The 23,978-nt window shown below is 51.2% G+C and carries 23 protein-coding genes; 8 read left to right on the top strand and 15 right to left on the bottom strand.

Translation table 11 applies throughout. The features are described from left to right. Nucleotides 1-84: 84 nt before the first annotated feature. Nucleotides 85-1,302 (bottom strand): hypothetical protein, encoded by a 1,218-nt coding sequence (locus AC27N8_RS31025; RefSeq protein WP_487072789.1) that lies wholly within the window; start codon nt 1,300-1,302, stop codon nt 85-87. Nucleotides 1,303-1,677: 375 nt separating this feature from the next. Between AC27N8_RS31025 and AC27N8_RS31020 the strand changes: the two genes are divergently transcribed. Then, nucleotides 1,678-2,109, top strand: a complete 432-nt coding sequence (locus AC27N8_RS31020; protein ID WP_487072787.1) for an SRPBCC family protein — start codon at nt 1,678-1,680, stop codon at nt 2,107-2,109. A gap of 140 nt (nt 2,110-2,249) precedes the next feature. Further along, the gene (locus AC27N8_RS31015; RefSeq protein ID WP_487072785.1) at nt 2,250-2,699 is read left to right on the top strand and encodes an SRPBCC family protein; all 450 of its coding nucleotides are present in this window, start codon (nt 2,250-2,252) and stop codon (nt 2,697-2,699) included. A gap of 31 nt (nt 2,700-2,730) precedes the next feature. On the opposite strand, the gene AC27N8_RS31010 is transcribed toward AC27N8_RS31015, so the two are convergent. Beyond that, nucleotides 2,731-3,543, bottom strand: coding sequence for a hypothetical protein (locus AC27N8_RS31010; protein WP_487072783.1), 813 nt, complete (start codon nt 3,541-3,543; stop codon nt 2,731-2,733). A gap of 142 nt (nt 3,544-3,685) precedes the next feature. On the opposite strand from AC27N8_RS31010, the gene AC27N8_RS31005 reads away from it, so the two are divergent. The 3 genes from AC27N8_RS31005 to AC27N8_RS30995 all read left to right on the top strand — a co-directional run bounded on the left by AC27N8_RS31005 (nt 3,686) and on the right by AC27N8_RS30995 (nt 5,350). Continuing rightward, complete coding sequence (locus AC27N8_RS31005; RefSeq protein WP_487072781.1) at nt 3,686-4,273, top strand: TetR/AcrR family transcriptional regulator; 588 nt, start codon at nt 3,686-3,688, stop codon at nt 4,271-4,273. A gap of 140 nt (nt 4,274-4,413) precedes the next feature. Next, nucleotides 4,414-5,133 (top strand): MBL fold metallo-hydrolase, encoded by a 720-nt coding sequence (locus AC27N8_RS31000; protein WP_487072779.1) that lies wholly within the window; start codon nt 4,414-4,416, stop codon nt 5,131-5,133. Further along, the gene (locus AC27N8_RS30995; RefSeq protein WP_487072777.1) at nt 5,114-5,350 is read left to right on the top strand and encodes a hypothetical protein; all 237 of its coding nucleotides are present in this window, start codon (nt 5,114-5,116) and stop codon (nt 5,348-5,350) included. Before AC27N8_RS31000 ends, AC27N8_RS30995 begins: the two co-directional genes overlap by 20 nt. A 15-nt stretch (nt 5,351-5,365) precedes the next feature. Here the strand turns inward: AC27N8_RS30995 and AC27N8_RS30990 are convergent, their stop codons facing one another. Next, on the bottom strand, nt 5,366-6,574 hold the full coding sequence (locus AC27N8_RS30990; protein WP_487072775.1) for a class I SAM-dependent rRNA methyltransferase: 1,209 nt from the start codon (nt 6,572-6,574) through the stop codon (nt 5,366-5,368). A 183-nt stretch (nt 6,575-6,757) separates the two neighbouring features. Further along, nucleotides 6,758-8,746, bottom strand: coding sequence for a glycoside hydrolase family 15 protein (locus tag AC27N8_RS30985; RefSeq protein ID WP_487072773.1), 1,989 nt, complete (start codon nt 8,744-8,746; stop codon nt 6,758-6,760). Nucleotides 8,747-9,215: 469 nt separating this feature from the next. Between AC27N8_RS30985 and AC27N8_RS30980 the strand changes: the two genes are divergently transcribed. After that, on the top strand, nt 9,216-9,377 hold the full coding sequence (locus tag AC27N8_RS30980; RefSeq protein WP_487072771.1) for a hypothetical protein: 162 nt from the start codon (nt 9,216-9,218) through the stop codon (nt 9,375-9,377). Between the two features lie 54 nt (nt 9,378-9,431). Here the strand turns inward: AC27N8_RS30980 and hemB are convergent, their stop codons facing one another. The 7 genes from hemB to hemA all read right to left on the bottom strand — a co-directional run bounded on the left by hemB (nt 9,432) and on the right by hemA (nt 16,026). Continuing rightward, a complete protein-coding gene (hemB, locus tag AC27N8_RS30975) occupies nt 9,432-10,409 on the bottom strand; it encodes a porphobilinogen synthase (RefSeq protein ID WP_487072769.1) in 978 nt (325 codons plus the stop codon). 36 nt (nt 10,410-10,445) lie between these two features. Then, entirely contained in the window at nt 10,446-10,745 is a 300-nt protein-coding gene (locus tag AC27N8_RS30970; protein ID WP_487072767.1) for a hypothetical protein, read from the bottom strand. Beyond that, a complete protein-coding gene (gene hemL, locus AC27N8_RS30965; RefSeq protein ID WP_487072765.1) occupies nt 10,742-12,052 on the bottom strand; it encodes a glutamate-1-semialdehyde 2,1-aminomutase in 1,311 nt (436 codons plus the stop codon). Before hemL ends, AC27N8_RS30970 begins: the two co-directional genes overlap by 4 nt. A gap of 3 nt (nt 12,053-12,055) precedes the next feature. Next, nucleotides 12,056-12,826, bottom strand: coding sequence for a chlorite dismutase family protein (locus AC27N8_RS30960; protein WP_487072763.1), 771 nt, complete (start codon nt 12,824-12,826; stop codon nt 12,056-12,058). A gap of 75 nt (nt 12,827-12,901) precedes the next feature. Next, nucleotides 12,902-13,768, bottom strand: coding sequence for a uroporphyrinogen-III synthase (locus AC27N8_RS30955; protein WP_487072761.1), 867 nt, complete (start codon nt 13,766-13,768; stop codon nt 12,902-12,904). Continuing rightward, nucleotides 13,761-14,759: a hydroxymethylbilane synthase gene (gene hemC / locus AC27N8_RS30950; RefSeq protein WP_487072759.1), complete on the bottom strand. Its 999-nt coding sequence runs from the start codon at nt 14,757-14,759 to the stop codon at nt 13,761-13,763. The genes AC27N8_RS30955 and hemC overlap by 8 nt, the downstream gene beginning before the upstream one ends. Beyond that, nucleotides 14,665-16,026, bottom strand: a complete 1,362-nt coding sequence (gene hemA / locus AC27N8_RS30945; protein ID WP_487072757.1) for a glutamyl-tRNA reductase — start codon at nt 16,024-16,026, stop codon at nt 14,665-14,667. Before hemA ends, hemC begins: the two co-directional genes overlap by 95 nt. A gap of 433 nt (nt 16,027-16,459) precedes the next feature. On the opposite strand from hemA, the gene AC27N8_RS30940 reads away from it, so the two are divergent. Further along, nucleotides 16,460-16,957, top strand: a complete 498-nt coding sequence (locus AC27N8_RS30940) for a hypothetical protein (RefSeq protein WP_487072755.1) — start codon at nt 16,460-16,462, stop codon at nt 16,955-16,957. A gap of 343 nt (nt 16,958-17,300) precedes the next feature. After that, nucleotides 17,301-18,773 (top strand): sensor histidine kinase, encoded by a 1,473-nt coding sequence (locus tag AC27N8_RS30935; protein ID WP_487072753.1) that lies wholly within the window; start codon nt 17,301-17,303, stop codon nt 18,771-18,773. A gap of 68 nt (nt 18,774-18,841) precedes the next feature. Here AC27N8_RS30935 and AC27N8_RS30930 read toward each other — a convergent pair whose 3' ends face one another. From AC27N8_RS30930 to AC27N8_RS30915, 4 genes are all read right to left on the bottom strand, one after another. Continuing rightward, on the bottom strand, nt 18,842-19,705 hold the full coding sequence (locus AC27N8_RS30930; RefSeq protein ID WP_487072751.1) for a bifunctional 5,10-methylenetetrahydrofolate dehydrogenase/5,10-methenyltetrahydrofolate cyclohydrolase: 864 nt from the start codon (nt 19,703-19,705) through the stop codon (nt 18,842-18,844). Next, entirely contained in the window at nt 19,702-20,325 is a 624-nt protein-coding gene (locus AC27N8_RS30925; protein ID WP_487072749.1) for a cyclodeaminase/cyclohydrolase family protein, read from the bottom strand. Before AC27N8_RS30925 ends, AC27N8_RS30930 begins: the two co-directional genes overlap by 4 nt. A gap of 89 nt (nt 20,326-20,414) precedes the next feature. After that, the gene (locus tag AC27N8_RS30920; protein WP_487072747.1) at nt 20,415-22,094 is read right to left on the bottom strand and encodes a peptide ABC transporter substrate-binding protein; all 1,680 of its coding nucleotides are present in this window, start codon (nt 22,092-22,094) and stop codon (nt 20,415-20,417) included. Nucleotides 22,095-22,299: 205 nt separating this feature from the next. Further along, nucleotides 22,300-23,718, bottom strand: a complete 1,419-nt coding sequence (locus AC27N8_RS30915; protein ID WP_487072745.1) for an APC family permease — start codon at nt 23,716-23,718, stop codon at nt 22,300-22,302. Between the last annotated feature and the right edge of the window lie 260 nt (nt 23,719-23,978).

The raw sequence follows: 23,978 nt of genomic DNA, 5'->3' as shown, positions 1-23,978 counted from the left end.
GCGAGGACACCGTAGCATCGCACGCTCGCGTGCGATGCTACGGTGTCCTCGCTGTGCTCGACACGGGTCGTGGGGACGTTGCGATTAGAAGAGCTCGGCTAAAAGCACCAGATAATTGAATGAGACGCTTGTAGTAGCCGGCGCGGTCAGGTGAACAGTAAAGCTATCCTGCGGTTGCAGAGAAATATATTGGACGACGACCGGGCCAGGATTGGTGATCAGCGTGACCAGGACGACGCTAGAGGCGGTTACAGAGGAATTTGAGATGGTTAACTCTCTCTGTCCACGTTCAAAGCGTGCGGTGCCGGACAACGCTCCTTGCATTGTTTTCAAACTCGGCTCAAAAAGATCACTGTCAGGAAAATGAACCCCGGTACCTCCAGCCAGATCCCGCTGAGGATCAATGGCCGAGAGATGAGCACTGGTCAGACCAACTGCATCTCGATCGGATTGCATAGCAGGCAGATGAGCGCTGGTTGAGCCAGCATCACTTCGATGTGAAGGAGCAATCGGCAAGCGCATGCCTGTAGTATTTGCCTCAGCCTCAGCGACTTCTAACGGACGCGCATCCCATACAGCCGCCTGAGAGGTCTTCTTGTTATCAGGACCAGGGACCACCTCAAGGCGAATCCTGGTAGTGCGGCCAGCCAGACGCTGCCGCGTCTGAGTGCCATCGCCTTCGCTATGGGAGGTTGCAGGGGTAGCAGGTTGTTGGGCCTGCGGCGCCGGTGGTGTCTGAGGCGTTCGTTGTGTTCGCTGAGCACTCGTCATTGATCCTGTCATCGTAGAGGTTGTACACACCTCGATATCAGCAATAGATGCCAGGGAAGAGGCTTTCCGATCAAAGTCCAGCGGCGGCGCTTGACCGGCTTGATCCATCGGTGCGGGATCAACTCCCGGCATATTTACGCTCAGTGCACTAAACGACGCCGTCAGGCGCTGCGCAAAACGCGTCAGGATATTCGAATTTTGTGTTGGGGCACCAGAATCTCCCCCTCCCACCTCACACGAAGGAACAACAGCAGATGAACGCAAATCAGCCTGAGCGGCATATCCAGAAGAGGCAGCCTCCATGGGTCTGGATTGGAGACTTAAGCGCGGTGGAAACACAGATACATCCGGCGCAGATGGATAACCATCTGTCGACTCATAAGTATCCTCATCATCCAACCAGCTAAACTCTTCTTGAATCGAAACTCCTAACGTCTCCTCGACAGAGACAGAAAGATCTTGACGCTCCCGTGCAACACGAGAAAACCATTTTTGCTGATTTTGCTCATTATGTTCTTCATCCAAAACCATCGCAACTCCAGAAGTCCAACGCATTAGTTACACGATACATATTGGAACACACAGCGACAGTATAGCACAAATAGCAAGATAACAAACAAGCATAGGCCATTTGCCTTACAACGGATTGCATAGCTGTTAAGCGGTACCTGTTACAACGACACGAACAGTTCCGAGCAGAAATGAAAACTTCCAGCTACCCCACTTGAAAGTATTGTCAGAAACCGTTACAATAGCCACGGATCTACTACTAGATCAAAACGGGCGTGTATTTAGATAGTGAATGCGCGTTTAGTAACAGATCTGCTAATGTGCCAGCGCCTCCCAACAAGGGGTACGGCCCAATGAGCATATTTTTTCCGAAGCGAAAAGGAAGGATTTTCCTACATGAAGTTAAGTGGAACACACAAATTTGCAGTATCTAGCGCTCAAGTATATCAGGCCCTGTTCAATCCAGAGATACTAAAAAATAGCATTCCTGGAGCCAGCAGTGTCAGCTTCCCAGATGCCGGCCATCTGGCCATCGAGATCACCACGTCCTTGCCAAAACTGCATGGACCATATGCTCTCACCGCTGCTATTCCGCGCACCCAGAATCCAAACTACCTGGAGCTTCAGCTCGTCCGCCAGGGCCGTGGTGGCTCAATCAATGCACTCGCACAGATCAATATAGCCGACGAGGCCACAGGTTCTTTATTAAGCTACAACGCTAATGCCGAACTTGAGGGACTCGTGGCTGTTGCTAATAATCCAATTGGAGAAGGCATCGTCAAAAATTCCCTGAACACCTTCTTCAAAAACCTGGAAAAATCCCTCTAAAGCACGCCCAATGGTTCACAGCGGATCTCTTCGACTGAGAACAATGAGACAAGAGTAGTGCAGGATTGCTGCGTTGCTCTTGTCTTTTTATGACGATATCGATAGAATATGCATATAGCTTCGAAAGGTGGTTGTTCGTCATGGAATTTTCTGGTTCGCAGGAGATTGCTGTCCCAGTTACGGTGGTATGGGACTATTTATCCGATGTCCATAAAGTGGCAGAATGTGCCCCAGGCTTTCAGAGTCTGGAAGAGTTGGGACCTGAACATTGGAAGGCGCTGGTCGCAGTAGGGGTCGGACCAGTGAAAGCCAAGTTCACACTGGATGTCACACGTCCCGAGATGCATGAGCCGGATTTGATGGTCGTCAAAGGACGCGGTAAGGCTCCCGGCAGTACCGTAGATCTCTCAGGAAATATGCACCTGATAGCCGTGTCAGAGGAAGTCACACGCATGGATTGGGAGGCGCATGTGGTGGTCGGAGGCACGCTGGCAAGCGTAGGAGCACGTCTGATGAGCAGCACAGCCGAGAAGTTGACAGGACAATTCTTTTCATGTCTGAAAGCAAAGTTGCAAACTGCCAACTCCTGATACATAAAGATAATGTGGGGGAAACAAAATCTTATTGCCCATCTTGACCAGTTCCAGATGGTCCCCCTCGCGACTTGTCAGGGCGCGGCTGATTGTCAGAGGATCCCGTATTATATCTATCGACCCTATATTCACGATTGCTGGACTGATTAAGGCTTTGATTGAATCTTCTACGATTTTCTAAGTCTGCTTCTCTGCGTGTGGCTAAATCATTTTCCTTTTTTGAGCGATCTAATCTTAAAAATCTCCGTATACTTGAGTCCTTCTGACTATTTAGTGGAGAGTTAGCAGATCTATCGCGGCTACCTTCAGTAGCTCTTTGTTGCTCCAATGCAGACATCATATCTTGCCTTCTATCAGGTTCCAAAGGCATTGACCAACCTCTTTGATTTGTAGATGTAGAGGGAGCCTCCGGCTGTGGCAAACGATACTGATCAGCTGAAGTCATTGGCACGTGACCATCATGATACCTTGGTGGGGGATCTATTTTCCTTAATTCTTCTTTTAAGCGATGGTCAAGGTCTTGTGAATTCACCGGATAAGATAAAATTCGCCCATTTTCAGCAACGTACTCTGATATTTTAAAATGATCATCTACCCCGATACGAGGTTTTGATCTTTGATCACCGGATATAGCTCGTGGATTATTTCCATAATCAGGTTGCTCTTCTCTTAATAAGCGACGACCAAGTTCACTCAATGTCTCTTTGCGAGTGGCAGTGTTTCGGATAATATCGGCACGCTCAGGCGCACGGGGAGCTGTAGGGGTATCAGATCCAGAGTCTAACCCGTCATCAGAACCCATATTCGTAACGCGCAATTCTACTTTACGTCTAGATGGCATCCAGCTAACCTCCCCTCAATAAAATCAACTTGTATACACAAGTATACTTACTTCTGAGCAAATTATCTATCCTGATTGCTACCCTATTTCGAGCTCATATAGAAGCTTGACAGGATAATATTAGTACTGTATAGTACTAATCATGAGAAGCATATCTAATCGTGAATACGTCATCAAAATAGGGTCCAGGCTTTTCTTTGAGCGCGGTTTCATCAGCACAAGTATGGATGACGTGGTCAAATATAGCGGTGTGTCCAAGTCAAACATTTATTACCATTTTAAAAGTAAAGATGAGTTGGCTCTGGCGGTGCTTGAACACGATATCTCCGCACTGCACCTACATTTTCGAGAATATGTGCTTGAAGCAAGCGGAGCACTCTTGCCCAGGCTCGAGCGCTATATAGATTGGCTGATCCAGGATCTTGTCGAGCGTAACTGTACCGGAGGGTGTCCGCTGATCTCGATGATGGTGGAGGCAGGGAAAACAAATGAGCCTATTCGTCTGCGCCTGGCTGATTTTTTCCAGCAGCAGACCGACGTTTTCACTCAACTCCTCGAAACAGGGAAAAATCAGGGAGAGATACGCTCTGATCTCCCACTAAAAGTACTGGCTTCTCTCATCACATCCTGGCTGGAAGGCAGCCTGATGCTGGCAAGCATTCAGAAAAGTCCCGCTGCCTTGCGAGAGGAACGCAACGCATTACTAGGTTTGCTCTCAACAGCATCTTAACCATCCATACGCGACTCTTTGGCTTGAGGAACTGATACTCCTCCTCTTTTTTTTACGCAGCCACTAGTACTGATTGGTACTAGTGGCACTATAAGTCATCCTGCATGAGGCCATGACCACTTGCAGGTGGGAGAAAAGATATGTACCACATTCTCAATGGTATCTCTAGCATTGAAGGTCTGCGCCTGGGGCGTATCTACGTGATTGAAGCTGCCGATGGATTGACGCTTGTCGACACGAGCATCCCCAATTCCCTGCCACAGATTGAAAAGGATCTCCAGTCAGCTGGGCATCAGATAAGCTCGATCAAGCGTATCCTCATCACGCACGCCCACTTTGATCACTATGGGAGTCTGGCAGCTCTCCAGCAGGCGAGCGGAGCGAAAGTCTATGCTCATCAGGGCTATGAGAGCTCGGTACTACGCGGCGAGCGCAAGTTTGTGCTACCTCCACGGGCACAACTCAGCCGCATGGATCGTCTGATCCAGGATGTCTGGGTACAACGTCAGATGCGCTTTGAGATAGCGGTCAAGCCCGACTACGAATTTAAAGAGGGAGATCATCTTGACGAGGTACTGCCGGGCCTGAAGGTAATCGATACTCCCGGACACAGCCTCGGTCATGCCAGTTTCTGGCAGGAAGAGAAGCGTCTATTGCTGGGTGGCGATCTCATCATGCGCACGCCGACCGGAAAATTGATCTTGCCCATGGCAGCCGCCAGCCCCGATCTGGATGAAGCCAAACGATCCATTCAGAAGGTCGCCGCGCTGAATGTGGCTACACTCTGCCTGGGACATGGCAAGCCCTTCATTGGAGACGCCGCAACGGCCATCCGCGCCTTTGCCGACAAGCTCATGTAGCGGCGCGGCAATTCGCTTGATCGCGACGTACCGCCGTGCTGTCACTGGACGCACGAACACGTCCCACCGTGGGAAGATCGCTCAATGGAACCCCATGTGGAGCGTGGTCGTACGAGTCACAGACAGCACGGCGGTACGTCGCGATCAAGCGAATTGCCGCGCCGCTACGTTGGTGAGCGTTGACGCTGTGGGCAAAGGGGTTTTATTCATAGGTTGACTGAGTATTACATAGTTATAAGCGATAAATGATGGCTTTCAGATAGGCTGTTTCGGGCATAGATCCATGCACGGGATGGTCGACGCCATGCGTGAAGGTGTCCAGGATGCTGAAGGGCCGGTGGAGGCGCTGAGCAGTTGTTCCGACGATGTCTTTTAGCTCGTCCATGCTGACGATGTTGGAGCAGGAACAGGTCAGGAGAATACCTCCGCGCTTTAAGACCTGGATGCCAAGCGAGTTCAGGTTCTGATACGCTTTGAGGGCTTGATCTTTGGCTCGCTGCGATTTGGCGAAGGCGGGTGGATCAAGGATAACTACGTCAAAGACTTCTCCGCGAATACGTGCGGCTTCGAGGTATTCAAAGACGTCGGCGACGATGAATTCGTGCTGCGCAAGGTCGATATCGTTGAGCTCAAAGTTTTGTTTCGAGGCTTCGATGGCGGTCTCGGAGATATCCACGCTCGTGACATGGGCCGGGACTTTACTCAAGGCGGCGTTGAGCGAGAAGCCTCCCGTATAACTGAAGCAGTTCAAGACACGCTGTCCTTTGGTGTATTGCTTCAATGCTTTACGCTTATCACGCTGATCCAGGAAGAGGCCCGTCTTCTGGCCATACCAGACATCGACGAGAATCTTGATACCGTTTTCAAGCACCTGTACCAGAGGGGGGACCTCACCAAAGACCACTCGTGGGGGCTCTAGAGGTAGATCCTCGCGGCGACGCGCCTGGCTGTCGTTGCGTAGCAGGATACCTTTTGCCTCGGTCTCTTCTATCAGAGCATCTACAACGAGCGGATACAGACGCTCCATACCAGCCGTATGAACTTGAATCACAAACACATCGCCGTAGCGATCAACGATCAGGCCGGGTAACATGTCGCCTTCGGCGTTTACGACGCGATAGGCATTCGTGTACTCGTCATCCAGCTCAAAGACTTTGCGACGAGCCAGCGCATGACGAAGGCGTCGACGAATAAATTGTGCGTCGATAACGTCGACCGCATCGCGTGTTAAAAGGCGGATCGCGATATCGGTATGAGAATTATAGTATCCACGCCCCACAAATTGTCCCGTTGAGGACTTTACATCAAGCAACCCGCCATCTTCAACCCAGTGCGGCGGCTGTTGTAACGATCCAGAAAAAACCCACAGATGTCCAGCCAACAAGTTTTTCTCACGATGAGGTTTCAGACTTGCCGATGGATAACGAATAGATGAGACCAATGCCACATACTCCTTCACAAAATTATACAATCGACTCATTATCGCATACGTAGACAAGCAGGGCTACAGAGAACTCTTCATGCTGCACGCTCGGGCGATGGAACCAAAAAGACCGAGGGCGCTTGTAAGCGCCTTCGATCTTGATAAATGAAATGATTGCGGGATAATAAATTTTCTGAGCTCTTAAGGCTGTTTCTGCAAACGAATGGCTGCAATCACAGGATCCGTGTGATGTTCAGAGAGGCGAATCTCTGCTTTGCGCAGGTTGTTTGCACTGTTGATGAGCGCGATATGCGTGAACGCCTGGGGATAGTTACCCAGTGCCACGTTATCTTTCGTATCAATTTCTTCAGAGAATAATCCCAGACGGCTAGCGTATGAAGTCAAGCGCTCGAATAATGAGCGAGCCTCATCAACCCGTCCCTGCATGGCGAGATTATCCACCAGCCAGAATGTACAGATGGCGAAGGTTCCTTCTTCTCCCTCCAGGCCATCATCCGAGCGATAGCGATAGACAAAACCTTGCTCGTCGGTCAGCTGCTCGATAGTGCGGTCGACGGTCGAGCGCATGCGTGGATCATCGGGCGCGATAAAACCGACCAGGGGCAGCAATAAATTGGAGGCGTCCAGTGCGCCACAACCGTAGGATTGCGTAAAGGCTCCCAGATGCGTATCATAGCCATTGATCAGGATATCGGCACGAATCTGATCGCGAATGGTGTTCCAACGCACAAGATCAGCCTCAAGTCCCATCTGTTCTGCGGCACGAATACCACGATCCAGAGCGACCCAGCACATAACTTTTGAGTAGACAAAATGTCGTGGCTCGCCGCGTACTTCCCAGATACCAGCATCTGGCTCGTGCCAATGCGCACAGACATGGTCAACCAGCATGCGCATCATGCTCCAGAGAGGTCCATCCAGCGTCTCGCCATAGCGCTCGAAGCAGCCCTGGCGGCGATACATATGGATACAATCAAGCACCTCGCCAAAGACGTCCATCTGCTTCTGGTGCGCGGCATCGTTCCCGATACGTACCGGACTGGAGTCACAGTACCCACTGAGATGATGCAACAATTGTTCAGGGAGCTCGCGTTCACCTCGTATGCCATACATAATCTGAAGGTCTTCACCATTTGCGTAAGAGAGGCGACGCAACCAGTGAGTAAAGGCGCGTGCTTCTTCAGTGAAGCCCAGCACATTAAATGCATAGAGAGTGAAGGTTGCATCACGCAACCAGGTAAAGCGATAATCCCAGTTACGAATTCCACCCATGTGTTCTGGTAAGGAGGTCGTCGGGGCGGCCACAATGGATCCCGATGGCGCATAGGTCATCAGCTTCAAGGCCAGCGCACTACGCTCAACTTTATCGGCATAGGGACCCTGATAGGTGCTGCCGGCAATCCAGGTACGCCAGGCGTGGAGGGTAAAGGCCAGCTCCGCGTCAAAGTTACGCGTCGGCAATTCTTCCTGCACGAGTCGACGAGCAGCACGTGCGGTACGGCCCATGCCAACCGCGAAGAGCAAGCGCTCTCCCTCGCGTAATACGACCTTCGCCACGACCGATGGATGAAGTTCGTTCTCTTCTTTCACCACTTGCACCGAATAGGATGGCAGCAAGGATGCTCCCACGATAGCCAGCGCAACATGCTGATCACCACCTGAGATCAAAGCGCCCAGGTGTTCAGAAATGAGTTCAACCCCGCTCATATCAGAGGCATAATTGGGGCTGACTTTGAGCCGCATAGTCACAGACATCTCGCCGTGGACGCACTCAACGATGCGTACCAGACAATGGCAAGAGCCATCTTCGCGTGTCCAGGTATTGTTACTCATGGCTTGATAAGGCCACGCATTCAACGTCTCAACGGGCATAAAATCGGTGAGAACAATCTCACCAGCAATGCTGGCAAAACGTGTCTGCAAGACATTGCTTCCGCGTAGATAACGCTGTGAACCAGGAATAGTTCCTTCGCTTGGAGCGATCTGGAAATACCCGCCGCGTTCAGCATCCAACAAACGACAAAAGATGGCCGGGCTATCAAAGTCCGGTAGACATCCCCAGTCTACTGACCCATCTGGCGATACAAGTACCGCTGAATGGCAATCTCCGATGACGCCATACGAATTAATCGGCAGATATGTGCGATTGAGTTCGTTCATCCCAACCATTACACAACACTTCTCTCTTTTGAAAATCTAGAATAACGACAAACCTTAACATTAGAAAAAGCCACCTTAGAGAAAGCTTAGAAAATCCTTAATAAATTTAGCAGCTTATACCAAAGAAAAACGCAGTAGAGTAGCGAATAGTAACAAGATTTCCCGGTCCGTACTTTTTTCAAACCTTTTGGCCACCATAGGACCTTCAGAGTACGCCAGAGGCCGCTTAATTTGCGGTTACCACTTCGATAAAAATCACTGTTCCATTGCTCTTTTCAGGTCGGCTTTTTGGAATACGCCCATTGTAGTATCTTTCAAATCTCTTGTCCCGCTGCTGGACAAAAATAGCCTGTATATGCTACCTTGCAATGAATAGGATCACGGTTCTTCACAGAAAAATCTGATTACGACTTAAGATGAGTTGATCCGTGTGTAGTTTTCAAATATGATTTCACTTCACGAGAAGAGGCAAGCAGATATGCAGGCACTTCAACAACTTATGCGCCATCCAGCGGGCAGAATTGGTATTACCGTTGGGCTAACTATCGGCTTCCTGGCCGCCTTGATGGGCGAGGCCAGTAAAGCATTATTATTCGCGGGTTTCTGTCGTTTTGTAGCCAGCCGTATGAAACGATCCTAGACAAAATAAAAAGCGCTTATCAACAACTGACCAGCGCTTTTTACCTGATCCCAACTACTCCCTCAACCACTGCGCAACCTCAGGCGCAAAGTAAGTGATAATCATATCGGCTCCCGCACGACGAATACCCGTGAGGATCTCCATCACCACACGCTGCTCATCGATCCAGCCCTGCTGAGCCGCCGCTTTGACCATCGAATACTCGCCACTCACATTGTAGGCCACCAGCGGCAGGTCACAATGATCACGGACCTGACGAATGACATCCAGATAGGACAGCGCAGGCTTCACCATCACCATATCGGCACCCTCCAGGATATCCTGTTCCAACTCGCGCAAAGCCTCGCGCACATTGGCCGGGTCCATCTGATAGGAGCGGCGATCTCCAAATTGGGGCGTCGAGCCAGCAGCCTCGCGAAACGGTCCATAAAAGCCAGAGGCGTATTTAACCGAATAGGCCATGATCGGCGTCTGATTATAGCCATGCTCATCCAGGACATGGCGCAGGGTGCCCACGCGACCATCCATCATATCGGAAGGGGCAACGATATCGGCTCCCGCCTCAACATGCGAGAGAGCCATCTGTGCCAGCAAAGTCAGCGACTCATCATTCTGAACGGTCCCGTTATGGATCACGCCACAATGTCCATGACTGGTATATTCGCACAGGCAGACATCGGTTACAATCAGCGTCTCAGGCGAGGCCGCCTTGATGCGGCGGATCGCTTCCTGGATAACTCCTGTCTCGGCGTATGCTTGCGAGCCAACTTCATCCTTCTCATTGGGAATGCCAAAGAGCAAGACCGCCGGGATGCCTAATGCAGCGATCCGTTGGACCTCTTGCCCGATCTGGTCAAGCGGCCAGTTCATGATACCTGGCATCGACGAGATCTCACGCGGCTCCGTCAGGCCCTCCGCAATAAACATTGGATAGATCAACTGGTCGACACGCAGATGCGTCTCGCGAACCAGGCCACGCAACTTCTCGCTCTGGCGCAAACGCCGCAAACGGACATGCGGAAAATTATTCATATTGCCTCCTACATAGGCTAGTTCGTATGGAAAATATTACATTTCAAAGAAGACGCCCACCGACGTAGCGGCGCGGCTCCGCTGTGCTGTCTGTGACTCGTACGACCATGCTCCACATGGGGTTCCATTGCGTGATCTTCCCACTCTGAATTGTCTCGTCGGCGTTGCTTCCATCAGCACGTGGGACGGTGTCGTGCGTCCAGTGACAGCACGGCGGAGCCGCGCCGCTACGTCGGCTGACTTGGACGCCTGGCGCAAGGGATCATCGTTCTTGTCCAGGTGATGTTGCGATGACCTTTGAAAGAGCGCAACATCGCCGGCTTGATCGTACGTCACATGGACATCGTCAGGGTCTCAGAGAGCGCTTGGATTGTTTCTTCAAGCATGGCGTCCGTGAGGGCCAGCGAGATAAAACATGACTCAAATTGCGATGGCGGCAGATAGATGCCACGTTCCAACATGCGCCAGAAATACTGCGCGAAGTACTCTGTGTTTGAACGTTTGGCGTCTTCGTAGTTGTGTACTGGTTCGGCGGTAAAGTAGAGACAGAACATGGCTCCAATACGCTTGAATTGGGCTTCGATCTGCTTATCACGTAACGCCTTCTTGATGCCTTCTTCTAAAAATTGGCCTTTGCTCTCCAGGAGTTCGTATTGTCCCGGCTTGCGCAGTTCTTTGAGTGTAGCAATGCCAGCTGCCATGGCAAGTGGATTGCCCGAGAGCGTTCCTGCCTGATACATTGGTCCAGCCGGGGCGACAAGTTGCATGATCTCACGCCGTCCACCGTAGGCACCGACCGGTAGACCTCCTCCGATGATTTTTCCAAAGCAGGTGAGGTCAGGAGTCATCTGTACGCGCTCCTGCATTCCTCCCAGAGCGACGCGGAATCCGGTCATCACCTCATCGAAAATCAGGAGCGCATGATATTGTTGCGTTAACTCTTGCAAACGCTCTAAAAAGCCTGGCACGGGAGGCACCAGGCCCATATTGGCAGCAATCGGCTCCACGATTACCGCCGCAATCTCATCGGGATAACGGGCAAAAAGAGCCGCTACCGCAGCGGCGTCGTTATAGCTGGCCGTCAGTGTATTCAACGTGGTAGATGCCGGGACGCCAGGACTATCGGGTAGGCCCATGGTCGCCACACCTGATCCAGCCTGAACCAGCAGCATATCGGCATGTCCGTGATAGCAGCCACTGAACTTGATGATCTTATCGCGTCGCGTATAGGCACGAGCCAGGCGCAAAGCGCTCATAGTCGCCTCGGTGCCTGAGTTGACAAAGCGGATCATCTCGACGGAAGGCACCGAGTCAATCACCAGACGTGCAAGCTCACTCTCCGCCGCCGTGGGAGCTCCAAAGCTAAAGCCGCGTCGACTGGCCTCGATGACCGCCTCAACGACCGAGGGATGAGTATGCCCTAAAATCATCGGCCCCCAGGACTGAACATAATCCAGGTAGCGATGACCATCGACATCATAGAGATATGGCCCCTCTGCTCGCTCGATAAAAACAGGCTCACCTCCCACACCGCGGAAGGCTCGTACAGGACTGTTTACGCCTCCGGGCAGGAGCTCCAGCGCTTCCTCATACAGCGTATGAGAATGCTCCAGCGAAAACGTGCTTGAGTCTGATGTGACCATCGTTTACGCTCCCAAAGATTCTAAAATCTGATCAAATGGCTCAGCAATACAGGTATACATAGGCGTATCGCGCAGTGTATACATACTGGCCTCGGTCTCGCGTAGCTCCTGGACGAGATCAAGAAAGTCTGAGAGATTATCAGTCTCGAAGGCGACCACGAATTCCTGGTCGTCGATGCCAAATGAGTAGGTGGTGTTGAGCGAGACACTCGGATAGGTCAGGCCAACACGAATATGCTCACCCATCATGCGCTTGCGCTCCTCCATCGAGAGGGCATACCAGGCACGCGTCTTGATGAAAGGATAGACGAACAGATATTTTCTATCCTCCGGCGTGATCACCAGACGCGGATCATGGGCTCCACGAGCGTTTTTGCCTACATATACTGACCGTTTGGTCATAGAGAGCATAGAGCGCTCCTCAATCAGATAGGGACCCATGATACTGCGGCGGAACAGGCTATTGAGATGGCGTAAGTTATCAATATCGTAGGTCGCCTGCCAGATCATAAAATCGACATCCGAGCGGACGCCGTAAAGAGAAAACGTGCGGATGAGTTCATCCTGAGCAGCATAGTCGCTGTAGATCTGTTTGAGCTGTCGCTTGCCTTCTTCACGCACATCGGCAGGCAATAACTGCCACTGCTTATCCAATTTATAAAAGCTAAAACGTACAAGCTGTCGAGGCTGCTTCGCTTTGGGCTGGGCAGGGGCCGGATTGGCAGCTACCTGTGGGGTATCATTTGTCTGTGTATGAGTTGCTTGCTCTACCATAATTTCCTCGCGTCCTATTGATAAAAGTCTTCACAGAAACGTTGCGCTCATAACGAAATATGTGCCGCACGCGCCTCATCTGTGAGGAGAAAAATATAACACTAGCGCTTGAACCAGACCATTAATAGTGAATTCTTTGGCTTCAATTGTAACTTTGAGGCCTAGCTCACGCGCGGTCTGCGATGTAATGGGACCAATACTGGCAAGCTGGACGTTCTGCCGAACCATCTCCAGCAGAGCCTCTGCCGCGTCACTGTCAGGAGCGCAGCTACGGAGCCAGAGCACAAAATTTCTGACAGTAGATGAGCTGGTAAAGGTTAACAGGTCGAGTTGCCTCTGTTGCAAGAGTTGGAGGATCTGACGTCCCTGCTCGTCATCGCGATCGACGGTAACAGTCGTATAAGCAGGCACCTCATCCACCAGAGCACCCGCCTGCTCAAGCTCCGTGACCAGAACTTTACGCGCCTCGGCGGCACGGGCAAGCAAGATATGCTGTCCCTTCAATGATATCTGATGGTCATGCGCATCGGCAAATAAAGCACTGGCCACTCCTTCAGCGATATACTCATCCGGGATCAGGTTGGTGGCGACGCCGTATTGCTGCAAGGCTGCCGCCGTGGCCGGTCCGATGGTGGCCACACGAACACCGCGTAGGGCGGCGGGATCGTAACCCAGAGTACGTAAGCGCTGCATGCAGATGTGGACACCGTTCGCACTGGTCAGGATCAGCCAATCGTAGACAGGCTGCTCCCGCGTATATAAGCGCGTCAGAGCGGCATCCAGAACAGTCCAGTCCTGAGGTGGCACGATACGAATAGTCGGAAACTCAATGGGTGTCGCACCCAGGACCCGGAGCTGCTCGCTCAGCACACTCGCCTGTTCTCGTGTACGTGTCACCAGAATACGCTTCCCCTGCAAGGCAGCTCCATGTAGTTCAGACATTCAGACGCTCCTGGTCACGAGGAAGAGCGATCTCGCGAATGATATCCTGCGCTCCGAGCTCCAGAGCTTGCTCGGCCAGAGCAATTCCCAACAGCTCGGCCGCTGCCAGCGTCGACGTAGCGGTCCAGGCGATAGAACGTTCGAGACGGATCTGCTTCTCGCCATCCAGGCTCGCCACCAGCCCATTCAGCGTCAATATCTCGCCAGCTACGGAGGCGTATGCTGCTACCGGCAGATAGCAACCAGCTCCCAGGCGATACATAAACATGCGCTCAGCACTGGTTGCCGCCTGGACGAGATCGTCACGCAAAGGCAGCAGGAGCTCCAGCAGGCCAGGCTCGCTACGACATTCAAGCGCGATGGCTCCCTGACCCGGAGCAGGTAAGCACATTTCAAAAGGGAAATATGTCATACGCCCCGCCAGGCGCTCCTGCATCTCCATGCGATGCAGTCCAGCTGCTGCCAGTACAATGCCATCATACTCGCCAGCATCGAGCTTGCGCAGGCGCGTGTCAACGTTACCACGCAGCGATAAGATCTCTGCCTGAGGGGCAATTTCTTTGAGTTGCGCGGTACGACGCAGACTACAGGTACCGACCCGCAAGGGGATACTCTGATCCGTTGCTGCGACTGGCTGCAATGTACGATCGACAATCTCAAAGGGCACACGCGACACAAAGATATCACGGGCATCTTCGCGTGGTCCCACGACAACCAGACTCAGATCCTCTGGCTGTACGGTCGGCAAATCTTTCAGGCTGTGAACTGCAATATCGATCCGCCTATCGTGTAAGGCATTCTCGATCTCCGTCACAAAGACGCCGTCGCTGCCGATCTGCGAGAGCGGCATGCTGGTAACACGATCGCCAGTGGTACGAATCTGCTGGACCTCAACCTCAAGATTGGGCCACTGCTGATGTAATCTGGCAATGATCCAATTGGTCTGTATCATTGCGAGCCGGCTGGCTCGTGTTCCGATGGTCACTTTCATGATTATTCTCTTCCAGGTCAAACAGATAGCGCATAGCTTCAGTATAGATATGTCCCTGACCCGCCACTGCCGCTTCCTTTAATTTCAAGGTTGGAGTATGCAATAATTTATTCATTAAACGATGGGTTAATTCTTGGACCACGCCCAATTCACGCTCGGAAAGTGTAGGAGAAAGTTGACGCAGGGTGCGCGTCAATTCCTGCTGGCGCACGGCTTCAGCACGCTGACGCATATCGCTGATCGTGCTTACGACGCTGAGGGACGCTTGCCAACGCTCAAAAGCTTGAACTTCTTCCTCGATAATGGCCTGCACATGCTCGGTCTCTTGTAAGCGTAATTGGATACCTCGCTCGACCTCGGACTGCAAGTCATCCAGGTTATAAAGATGGATGCCAGCCAGCTCTCCTACCGCCGGATCAACATCGCGTGGCATGGCGATATCGATCAGCAATAGCGAGCGCTGCTGACGCTGTTCCATAACTTGTGTCATCAAATCAGGAGTCAGAATCGCATGCGGAGCCGTAGTCGAACTGATAACGACATCAGCATCGACTAACGCCTCCGGAAGCTCCTGGAAAGGACGCAGGGTCGCCTCAAGTGCGGCCGCCAGCTCTTCAGCATGCGCCTGGGTGCGATTGACAAGCACAACCTGACGAGCTCCGTTATCTTTGAGATTACGAGCTGCCAGTTCACTCATTTTGCCTGAACCAATCAGCAACACATGCGCCTGGTGAAAATCTGCTAACAGGTGACGCGCCAGTTGCACGGCAACATGGCTCAATGAGACGGCATTGCGACTAATGCTGGTCTCACTACGTGCACGTTTTCCCGCGACAACGGCCGCTCGAAATAATGCCGAGGTCAAAGGTCCCGCAAAGCTACCACCTTGAGCAATCTCCAGCGCATCGACCACCTGCCCCTGAATCTGCGGCTCACCTGGCACCAGCGAGAAAAGGCCACTGGTGACTCCAAAGAGATGTGCGACGGCACGCCGATCGGAGAAGCAATAACAATAGGATTCCAATTCGGCAAGATCCACCTGACGCGTCTCACTGAGAACCTGTAATAAAGCGCGACGTCCCTGAGTCACATCCTGGCAAACAGCATAGAGCTCCACGCGATTACAGGTGGAAAGGAGCACACTTTCAGCGGAGACCTTGCGGGCCTCCTGGAGTTGCTGCGGGATATAACGAGCAGAACATGCGAGGCGCTCACGCAATGCAATAGGAGCGGTAGTGTGATCAACGCCGACAACAATGATATGCATGCAAACCTCATAAACCTCTAAATAATTTATAGTCTATAGAGATTTTAGCGTTTTTTTTGGGTTAGTCAAGTCTTTAATTCCCGATATCTCATCAGGAAAACACCTTAGGAGAAGCAATCCGGCCTGCAATAGCCAGCGCTCACGCGATACAGTGCCCTACTTTCAAATTGCAGACATTCTGCCAAAATCTCAAACACTCAGCTTAAAAATCTCATATAGAAAGGAAAACATCATGCATACAGAACATATTCCTTATATGTGACACTCAATTGAGCTATAAATTTCACGCCGATCACGATTTTCTCATACCGACAAAAAGTTGTATGATATCAATACATCATTAATATAGTAGCGTCACATGCTCGTGTGCTTGATCATACGTCGAGTGGAACATCTGCCCGAGGGCACGATGCTACTTGAGGAGTTATCATATATGTTTCGTATTGATGCACGTTTTGCAGCACTGTTAAGCGTGCTCTTTATCGCCATCGGGCTCTTTAATCTCTATATGGGACGCAAGCGTATGCAGGCGATACGAGCGCTGGGCCGTCGGGCTATCTGGTACAAGCAGACAGCGATTTTAACTGGCTTTGAATACGCGCTGCTGGGGATCGTCTTGCTGCTGAACGCTGGCATTTCCAGTGGTTTCTTCCCAGAATCGCAAGCGTTCATTGTCATCCCTCTCTATACCGTGGCCCTGATTCTCGCGGCAGTTATCCTGGGAGTCCTATTATTCCAACGCATCAGGTCGCGGCGCGCCCAAAATACACGGGTAGCTAGCCCGGTCGCGGCAGAACATATAGTAGAGACCGAGACAACGACAAATCCGCCCGATCTCACCCCTCAACAGCGTGCGGCACAGGCTCAACGTCGTCGAGAGCGAAGAAAAAATGCCGCCTCGGCTCGTCGGCGACAATCGGGAAGAGCATAACCAATCCTATCTCCTCCACAGACCAGCAAAGAGAACCAATATCTGCCCACATTTTTATATTTCACCTTAGATGCATGCTCAACAAAGAGACAAGCATGCATCTAAATAACACTCCTGAACCGTTACCCATAGAGAGAGTTGTCAAAGCAATCACTTTTATGCTTATCGATTGTGGAGATAAAGATATATACATACATGACAACCACCAAAGCAGATGTATGCCACTATAACATTATTATCCCCACCGACAACGCACAAAAATTGATGATACCTACCTTCTGATACTTGCGAGGATAGATAAGTATCACCTGTGGCAATCAAATCTAATTTGGAGGAATAAAAGATGCCTGATTCAAATCAATTGACTACCTCATCATTATTGCATGACATCAAGGAATATTTTGGCTTTATTCCCCCATACTTCACAGCCGTCCAGAATAACGTCGAGTTGTTAGCTTCGTTCTGGCATCAGACGAGTGTCACCTACATTGACAACCCGCTGCCTCCAGTCGTCAAAGAGAAGATCTTCATCTATCTCTCGTACATCTGCGCGATACCCTATGACCTGCGTCATCACTGCATTGTGCTCAACACGCACGGGGTAGCAGCCGATGAGATTATAACGCTCTTACGCACGCCTCTGCCAACCGAGCAAGAGATTATGCAACATGTGACACGCATGCAAGGTGTTCCCCAGACCTTCAACTCCTGGCCACAGCAGGATATGCAGATGGAAATTGCCTTCTTCGCCTGTATTGCTCATCTCTTCATACAACGACAACGTGCGCCTCATTGCCGCAAAGAGCTCCAGCGCCTCCTGGGAGAACACTACGCTTTCCTCACGGCGCTTTTTGCCCACATTCGCACATGCCATAACTGGATAGAGGCTGATCCAGAAACGGTCCAGGAAAAAGATGAAACAATTCGCAGCCAGTTCGAGCAGGCATTTGGCACACAGACAGAGCTAGAAAAACTTTTAGAGACTGAAGTGGGACAGCAGGCATCATCAGCCGAGTCGAAGGAGGGCACAGCCACGCAGCAGGCAGAGGCCCAGGCTCATCGTATTGCCTGGCACGAAGCCAATCAGCGTATGAACGACTTTTTAGGAGTGACCGCTCATGAGCTCAAAACGCCAATCACAACAATCAAAGGGACAATTCAAATCCTTCTGCGGACAACCAGACGTGAGATACAGCGTACAAATATCACGCTTGAAGAACATAAACAAAGTTTTGAGAACATCCAGATTCTCCTCACGCGAGCAGATAATCAGATTCGCCGCCTGACCCAGCTCATCAACGACATGGTACTGATTTCGCGTATCCAGGATAAAAAGCTGGAGCTACGCTTAGAAGAGCAAAATCTGTCGACCCTGGTGCAAGAAATCGTCAATCAGCAACGGCAGCTCAACCCTAATCGCACCATCCAGATGAATGACCTGGAAAAAACGCTCAAGGTCAGGATCGATCGTGACCACATCGAGCAGGTACTTACAAACTACCTCTCGAACGCCCTCAAGTACAGTCAGGAAAATCGGCCTGTCAGCATTGATGTTCGACGCGAAGGCTCGAAGATACGTATCGCCGTCCACGACGATGGACCAGGTATCACAGCGAAAGATCAGAAACGGATCTGGGAACGCTTTTATCGCGTGCAACAGACAGAGGTACAGAGTGGATCAGGCATAGGTTTTGGCCTGGGGCTCTATATTAGCCGCTCGATTATAGAGCGTCACGGAGGCGAGGTCGGCGTTGAGAGCAAGCCGGGGCGAGGCACGACCTTCTGGTTTACGTTGCAAAGCTCTGAACCAGGCTAGCCGTACCAGGGCGCTCACCTGATCTGATATCTGAGCGCCCTGGCACAGGATGTGCGATAAATTAAGGATTACACGCGCGTGGAGGACTGGCGCCAGGCAGCCTCGACACATTGTTTCAAAAGCAATGCATTCGTCAGGGGTCCGACGCCTCCAGGAACCGGCGTAAGCGCTCCGGCCACATCCTGAGCAGTTGCATAGTCTACATCCCCCACCATACCTCCTTCGGGCAACGCATTGATGCCCACATCGATCACTACCGCTCCCGGACGTATCCACTCGGCTTTCACCATCAATGGACGCCCGACGGCTGCGATCAGAATATCGGCCTGACGCGTGAAGGATGGTAGATCGGTAGTGCGCGAATGACAGATGGTAACAGTCGCATGCTGCTGCAATAGGAGCAAGGCCAATGGCTTACCAACCACATTACTTCGTCCCAACACAACGACATGCTTGCCCGCCAGAGGAGTCTGGCTCCGTGCGAGAATCTCCATCACGGCGGCCGCTGTCGATGGTTGGAAGCCTGGCTGTCCCAGCGCGAGCTTACCCGCGCTCAGGACGCTGATACCATCGATGTCTTTCTCAGGCGCAAGCGTGTTCACGACGATCTCTTGCGAAAGATGCTCAGGCAAAGGCATCTGCACAATAATGCCATGCACCGCAGGATCAGCATTCAAATGCAGCAGCGTATCACGCAGTTCGTCGGCTGAGGTCTGCTCGGATAACGATTCTAAACGAGCCGTCACACCAATATCGTTGGCAAAACGCAGGATGGCTTTACTATAAAAACCAGAGGCTGCATCCCCTTCAACTCGCACGATCACCAGCCCAGGTGCCTGATCATATGCTTGTCTGTAACGCTGCACATCCTCACGTAGCTCGTTCTTCAACTCCGCGCTCATCGCGCGACCATTCAAAATTGTAGCAGTCAAACTCTTTCCCCTATCGTCGTCACCACACGCTGGCTTCCCACGGCCACAGCATCCAGAGCAGTATGCAGACGTTGTTTCAACGTCTCTACACGCGTGGCATCCTTGAGCGAGTTAATATTGGCATACACCATCCAGGAAGCTCCTGTAGCGGCTCCTGACGCCATCATAGAAGCGGTCGCGATATCGCTCAGGACATTTTTATTGCCGATCTCCGCCACGCGCTGACAATAGTGCACCAGCTCCGCCGCCAGATCAGCCATCTCAAGCGGGACCAGAGCGGCATCCACCAGGCTGGCCTGGATCGCATGCGTCCGCAAAGCTTTCTCCTCAGCCGTGGCACGCGGCAATTTAAAGCAGGCAGACAGCTTTCCATAGGCATCGATATCAGCCTGCATCAACTCTTGAAAGCGACTCCGCAGTCCCTCAGCCCGCGAGATAATCGTTTCAATCTCTTCATGAACAGGGGCATAATCAGCCTTGCTCAAGGTCAGACGCGAGACCATACAGACCAGTGCAGAACCCATAGCTCCGCTCAGAGCAGCAGTCGAGCCACCTCCCGGCGTCGACTGCGCCGACGCCAGATCATCAAGATATGTTTGTAATGGTTTATCTAGATACATGTGTTAATTTATCTTCCTCATCATCAATTTCCTCTGGCTGTCAGAAAAGATCAAAGCAGCCCACCACAATTTTAGCACGCACATCAAAGTTATGTATGGCTCAAAATCTTCACCTGCGACCAATCCCCAAAGTAGAGTCCCTGCGCATTGATAGAAATACCCTCAATCCAGTTGGGGATCAGTCCGGCCATACATTGATGATCAAGTGGAATCACCGGTGCATCCTTCAGCAATACTTGTTCAGCCTGACTGTAGAGACTCTGGCGCTGAGCACCTGTTGCCGCATTAGCTTGAGTGATCAATTGATCATAGTCAGAGTTGTGCCACTGTGCTACGTTTTGCGAGGAAGTGGAGAGAAAAGGCTCTGCAAAGGCATACGGATCTGCGAATTTAGCTTTCCAATTGATCAAGCCAAATTGGAGTGTATGATTTTTTAGCTCTTGTTGATAAGAGTAGAGATCCAATGACTGCACGTTGATTTTGATGCCCGGCAAGGCCTGCCACATATGTTGTAGTGCAGTGGCCATCGCGGGAGTCATCTGACCAACCGGATACGAAAAGGTGATGGCTGGAATGCTCTTTTGATCAGGATAAGCGGATTTCAGCAGGCGCTTAGCCTGCGCGGTGTTGTAGGACGCCACCGCGGACGACGGATCAGCTACTTTGGTGTACTGCTTGCCTTGAAAGCATGACAGATTGGATGGCCACATACTACCCGCCGGTAGGGCAGTGTTGCCTAAAGTAGTCTGAGCGTATGTTTGCTTATTGATGGCTGCCGCAAAGGCCTGGCGAACCGCGACAGAATTAAATGGTGCCTGTGTGATATTAAAAAATAAAGCATCGGTCTGAAGCAGCTCGGCACTCGTAAAGCCCTGGAGTTGATTAGCTGCTAGTTGATCATCCTGCACCAGGTTCCAGACCAGATCATAATTGCTATTTCGGTTGGCTGTGTAGGCGACACGCGCATCATTCTGAAAGGAGACGGTCACCTGAGTCAATGTTAACTTGTTTCCATAGTAATGAGGATTGGGCACCAGCAACATGCTTATCCCCGGTACAACGTCTTTCACGATAAATGGACCCGTACCCACTCCCTGCTTGACAACTGAGACCGGCCATGTTGCTCCTTGAGAGGCCGCTACCAGCTTCAGGTTCATCGGAAAAAAGAGAGGGTTCGCCAATTGGGCCAATAGATAGGGTGCCGGTTGGGTCAGTGTCACCTGCAAGGTATCTGTAGCAAGCGCACGCACACCTGAGAGTACTTTGGACTTCCCTGTGTGCAATTGACTCACCCCATCAATAATAGAGGCTTCAGCCGCAATCTGCGAGGATTGGTTGGTGGCACGGAAGGCATACGTCCAGGAGTCAACATAGGTCTGAGCGGTCACTGCCGTACCATCGGCAAAAGTAATGCCCGACTTGAGGTGAAATGTATAGATCTTGTGATTAGATGAGATATCCCAGGTCGCCTGATCTGGGATCACTTGCGATGTTCGATCTGTACGCACCAGCCCGCTATAGAGCATATTCATCAGAATGCGGCCATTGGCATCCTGCTCAAGCGTTGGATCGAACGCCGGCGCATTGGTGACTCCGATCAGAGGAATCGTCAAAGTCTGCGTCGCTGCGGGCGTCCCATTCCCGATCAGCGTCCCGCTCTTCGTGCAGGCCGATAAGAGAAGCAAGAGCGAACATAAGACAAGCAGTAGCGAGGGCGTACGCCACATCCGCACGTGTTCAGTATATATATATGAAGAACGATAGGGCATTCTTTGACCTCTCACTATAAAAAATTTTATGCATATAAAGTGCAACCTACCAGACGCAAGCAGCACCATAGAATCAAGACACATTATAACGGAGGTCGTCCCCAATGACAAACAAAAGCAGATGATTACCACACCATAACAAAAAGAGGCTTCACTCATAACGAGTAAAGTCTCTCTTCGAAGCATCGCAGATCTATTATTTCAATTATACTTCCTTTTCGATGTAGGCCTCGCGAATCTCTTTTGGCCCGAAAGGCCATGTATGCTCAACACGTGCCCAGATAAGAAAGGCAATCACGCCGATCGCGAGCCATCCCAACGAGAGTAATATGGGCTGCAACGTGCTGGCATAATAGACATAACCCCAACCAATCAAAGCAATGACGCACGGCAACGGATAGAGCCACATGTGATATGGACGTTTCAGTTGTGGTTGTCTCCGTCTTAACACAATCAAAGCGACGATCTGTCCTATACCCTGAACAATTACGGTAACGGCGATCAACATATTGAGAACTACTGTTAACGTAAAGAAGGAGCCAATGGCAGTAATTAAGCCCATCACGATGAGAGCGATATGGGGAAAGTGTAATCGTGGATGCAATCGGCCAAACTGACGAAAGAACAATCCATCGCGTGCCGCGTTGTATGGGACCCGCGAGCCGCCCAGCAGGCCCGTAAAAACTGAGGCGAAGGCCGTAATAATGATCAGAACAGTCACGACGCTGGATACACCTTTGCCCCAGACAGTCTCCAGAATCAGTGAAGCAATCGAGGATGAGCCCTCCACAGTCTGCCAGGGAACCACTCCCAGCACGCCAATATTCAATACGAGATAGAGGAGCATGATACCAAACACGGAAACGATAATAGACCAGGGAATCACACGACCAGGATTACTAATCTCATCTCCCATATAGGCCGTCGTGTTATATCCCAGGTAATCATAGATGCCAATCAGCAGGCCAGCACCCAGGCCAGCAAAAAAGTGGCCGTCAAGTGTAAACGCGTTGGCTGGATAGGCAAATGCAAGTGATGCCTGAAAGTGAGTCAATGCGGCAACAATGACTGTCCCAATCGTGAGCAACATAATACCAAACAGGATATTAGTAAGTATCCCCACCGATTCGATGCGTCGATAGAGCGCAAAGACAACGAGCGCGACAATTAAAAGGGAAATTCCATGGATTTCGATCCAGCTCATATTCGGCCACAGGTAGCCCATATATTGGACGATTCCAATCACGCCAGTGGACATAATCAGAGGGATCGCAAGAACGATCGTCCAGACAAACAAGAAAGGCATCAGGCGTCCCGTACGATACTGAAATGCCTCGCGCAAATAAATATACGTTCCACCAGCACCGGGCATGGCAGCACCAAGTTCGGACCAGACCAATCCATCGGCCAGAGCCAGAATAGCTCCCGCGATCCAGCCGATGATGGCCTGTGGACCACCAAAGGCTGCGACCATAAGTGGAATTGTGATAAATGGTCCAATACCACACATCTGGGTCATGTTAATGGCAATCGCAGTAGGTAATTTAATACTGCGAATAAATCCATTGGTCTCCTGACGTGTAGAAGAGTCCTCAGCGGGGGTGTTGACATCGAATGTGCTCACAGTACATCTCCTTAAGGCTGCTCTGGTTGAAGAGAAAACTGTATAAATAAAGGAACATGTAAAGATTTACGTGTTCCTTTATTAGAATAGTTCTTGAGCTTATTCTTGTCAAGCTTACGACGTTACGGTCCAACAAAAAAAGACCTTACTCGTGTGAGTAAAGCCTCTCTTCTCGAAAGAGTACATACTGCATAGGATCTGTCCTCAATTTTGCCGAGCACCGTGCTGTCAGCCAATTGCTGAAGCAGAGAACCCGCATT

This window comes from Dictyobacter sp. Z7_2 (assembly GCF_057551105.1).
The sequence above is the reverse complement of the archived record's forward strand: the minus strand, read 5'-3'. Positions and strand labels throughout refer to the sequence as shown.

What these genes read in the sequence shown, in the direction of transcription:
- hemC (WP_487072759.1), bottom strand. Translation starts at nt 14,759, where the DNA reads ATGAAAGTGACCATCGGAACACGAGCCAGCCGGCTCGCAATGATACAG.
- AC27N8_RS30960 (WP_487072763.1), bottom strand. Translation starts at nt 12,826, where the DNA reads ATGGTAGAGCAAGCAACTCATACACAGACAAATGATACCCCACAGGTA.
- AC27N8_RS30980 (WP_487072771.1), top strand. Translation starts at nt 9,216, where the DNA reads ATGCAGGCACTTCAACAACTTATGCGCCATCCAGCGGGCAGAATTGGT.
- AC27N8_RS30985 (WP_487072773.1), bottom strand. Translation starts at nt 8,746, where the DNA reads ATGGTTGGGATGAACGAACTCAATCGCACATATCTGCCGATTAATTCG.
- hemA (WP_487072757.1), bottom strand. Translation starts at nt 16,026, where the DNA reads ATGCATATCATTGTTGTCGGCGTTGATCACACTACCGCTCCTATTGCA.
- AC27N8_RS31015 (WP_487072785.1), top strand. Translation starts at nt 2,250, where the DNA reads ATGGAATTTTCTGGTTCGCAGGAGATTGCTGTCCCAGTTACGGTGGTA.
- AC27N8_RS30920 (WP_487072747.1), bottom strand. Translation starts at nt 22,094, where the DNA reads ATGCCCTATCGTTCTTCATATATATATACTGAACACGTGCGGATGTGG.
- AC27N8_RS30935 (WP_487072753.1), top strand. Translation starts at nt 17,301, where the DNA reads ATGCCTGATTCAAATCAATTGACTACCTCATCATTATTGCATGACATC.
- AC27N8_RS31000 (WP_487072779.1), top strand. Translation starts at nt 4,414, where the DNA reads ATGTACCACATTCTCAATGGTATCTCTAGCATTGAAGGTCTGCGCCTG.
- AC27N8_RS31025 (WP_487072789.1), bottom strand. Translation starts at nt 1,302, where the DNA reads ATGGTTTTGGATGAAGAACATAATGAGCAAAATCAGCAAAAATGGTTT.
- AC27N8_RS30955 (WP_487072761.1), bottom strand. Translation starts at nt 13,768, where the DNA reads ATGTCTGAACTACATGGAGCTGCCTTGCAGGGGAAGCGTATTCTGGTG.
- hemB (WP_487072769.1), bottom strand. Translation starts at nt 10,409, where the DNA reads ATGAATAATTTTCCGCATGTCCGTTTGCGGCGTTTGCGCCAGAGCGAG.
- AC27N8_RS30925 (WP_487072749.1), bottom strand. Translation starts at nt 20,325, where the DNA reads ATGTATCTAGATAAACCATTACAAACATATCTTGATGATCTGGCGTCG.
- AC27N8_RS31010 (WP_487072783.1), bottom strand. Translation starts at nt 3,543, where the DNA reads ATGCCATCTAGACGTAAAGTAGAATTGCGCGTTACGAATATGGGTTCT.
- AC27N8_RS30940 (WP_487072755.1), top strand. Translation starts at nt 16,460, where the DNA reads ATGTTTCGTATTGATGCACGTTTTGCAGCACTGTTAAGCGTGCTCTTT.
- hemL (WP_487072765.1), bottom strand. Translation starts at nt 12,052, where the DNA reads ATGGTCACATCAGACTCAAGCACGTTTTCGCTGGAGCATTCTCATACG.
- AC27N8_RS31020 (WP_487072787.1), top strand. Translation starts at nt 1,678, where the DNA reads ATGAAGTTAAGTGGAACACACAAATTTGCAGTATCTAGCGCTCAAGTA.
- AC27N8_RS31005 (WP_487072781.1), top strand. Translation starts at nt 3,686, where the DNA reads ATGAGAAGCATATCTAATCGTGAATACGTCATCAAAATAGGGTCCAGG.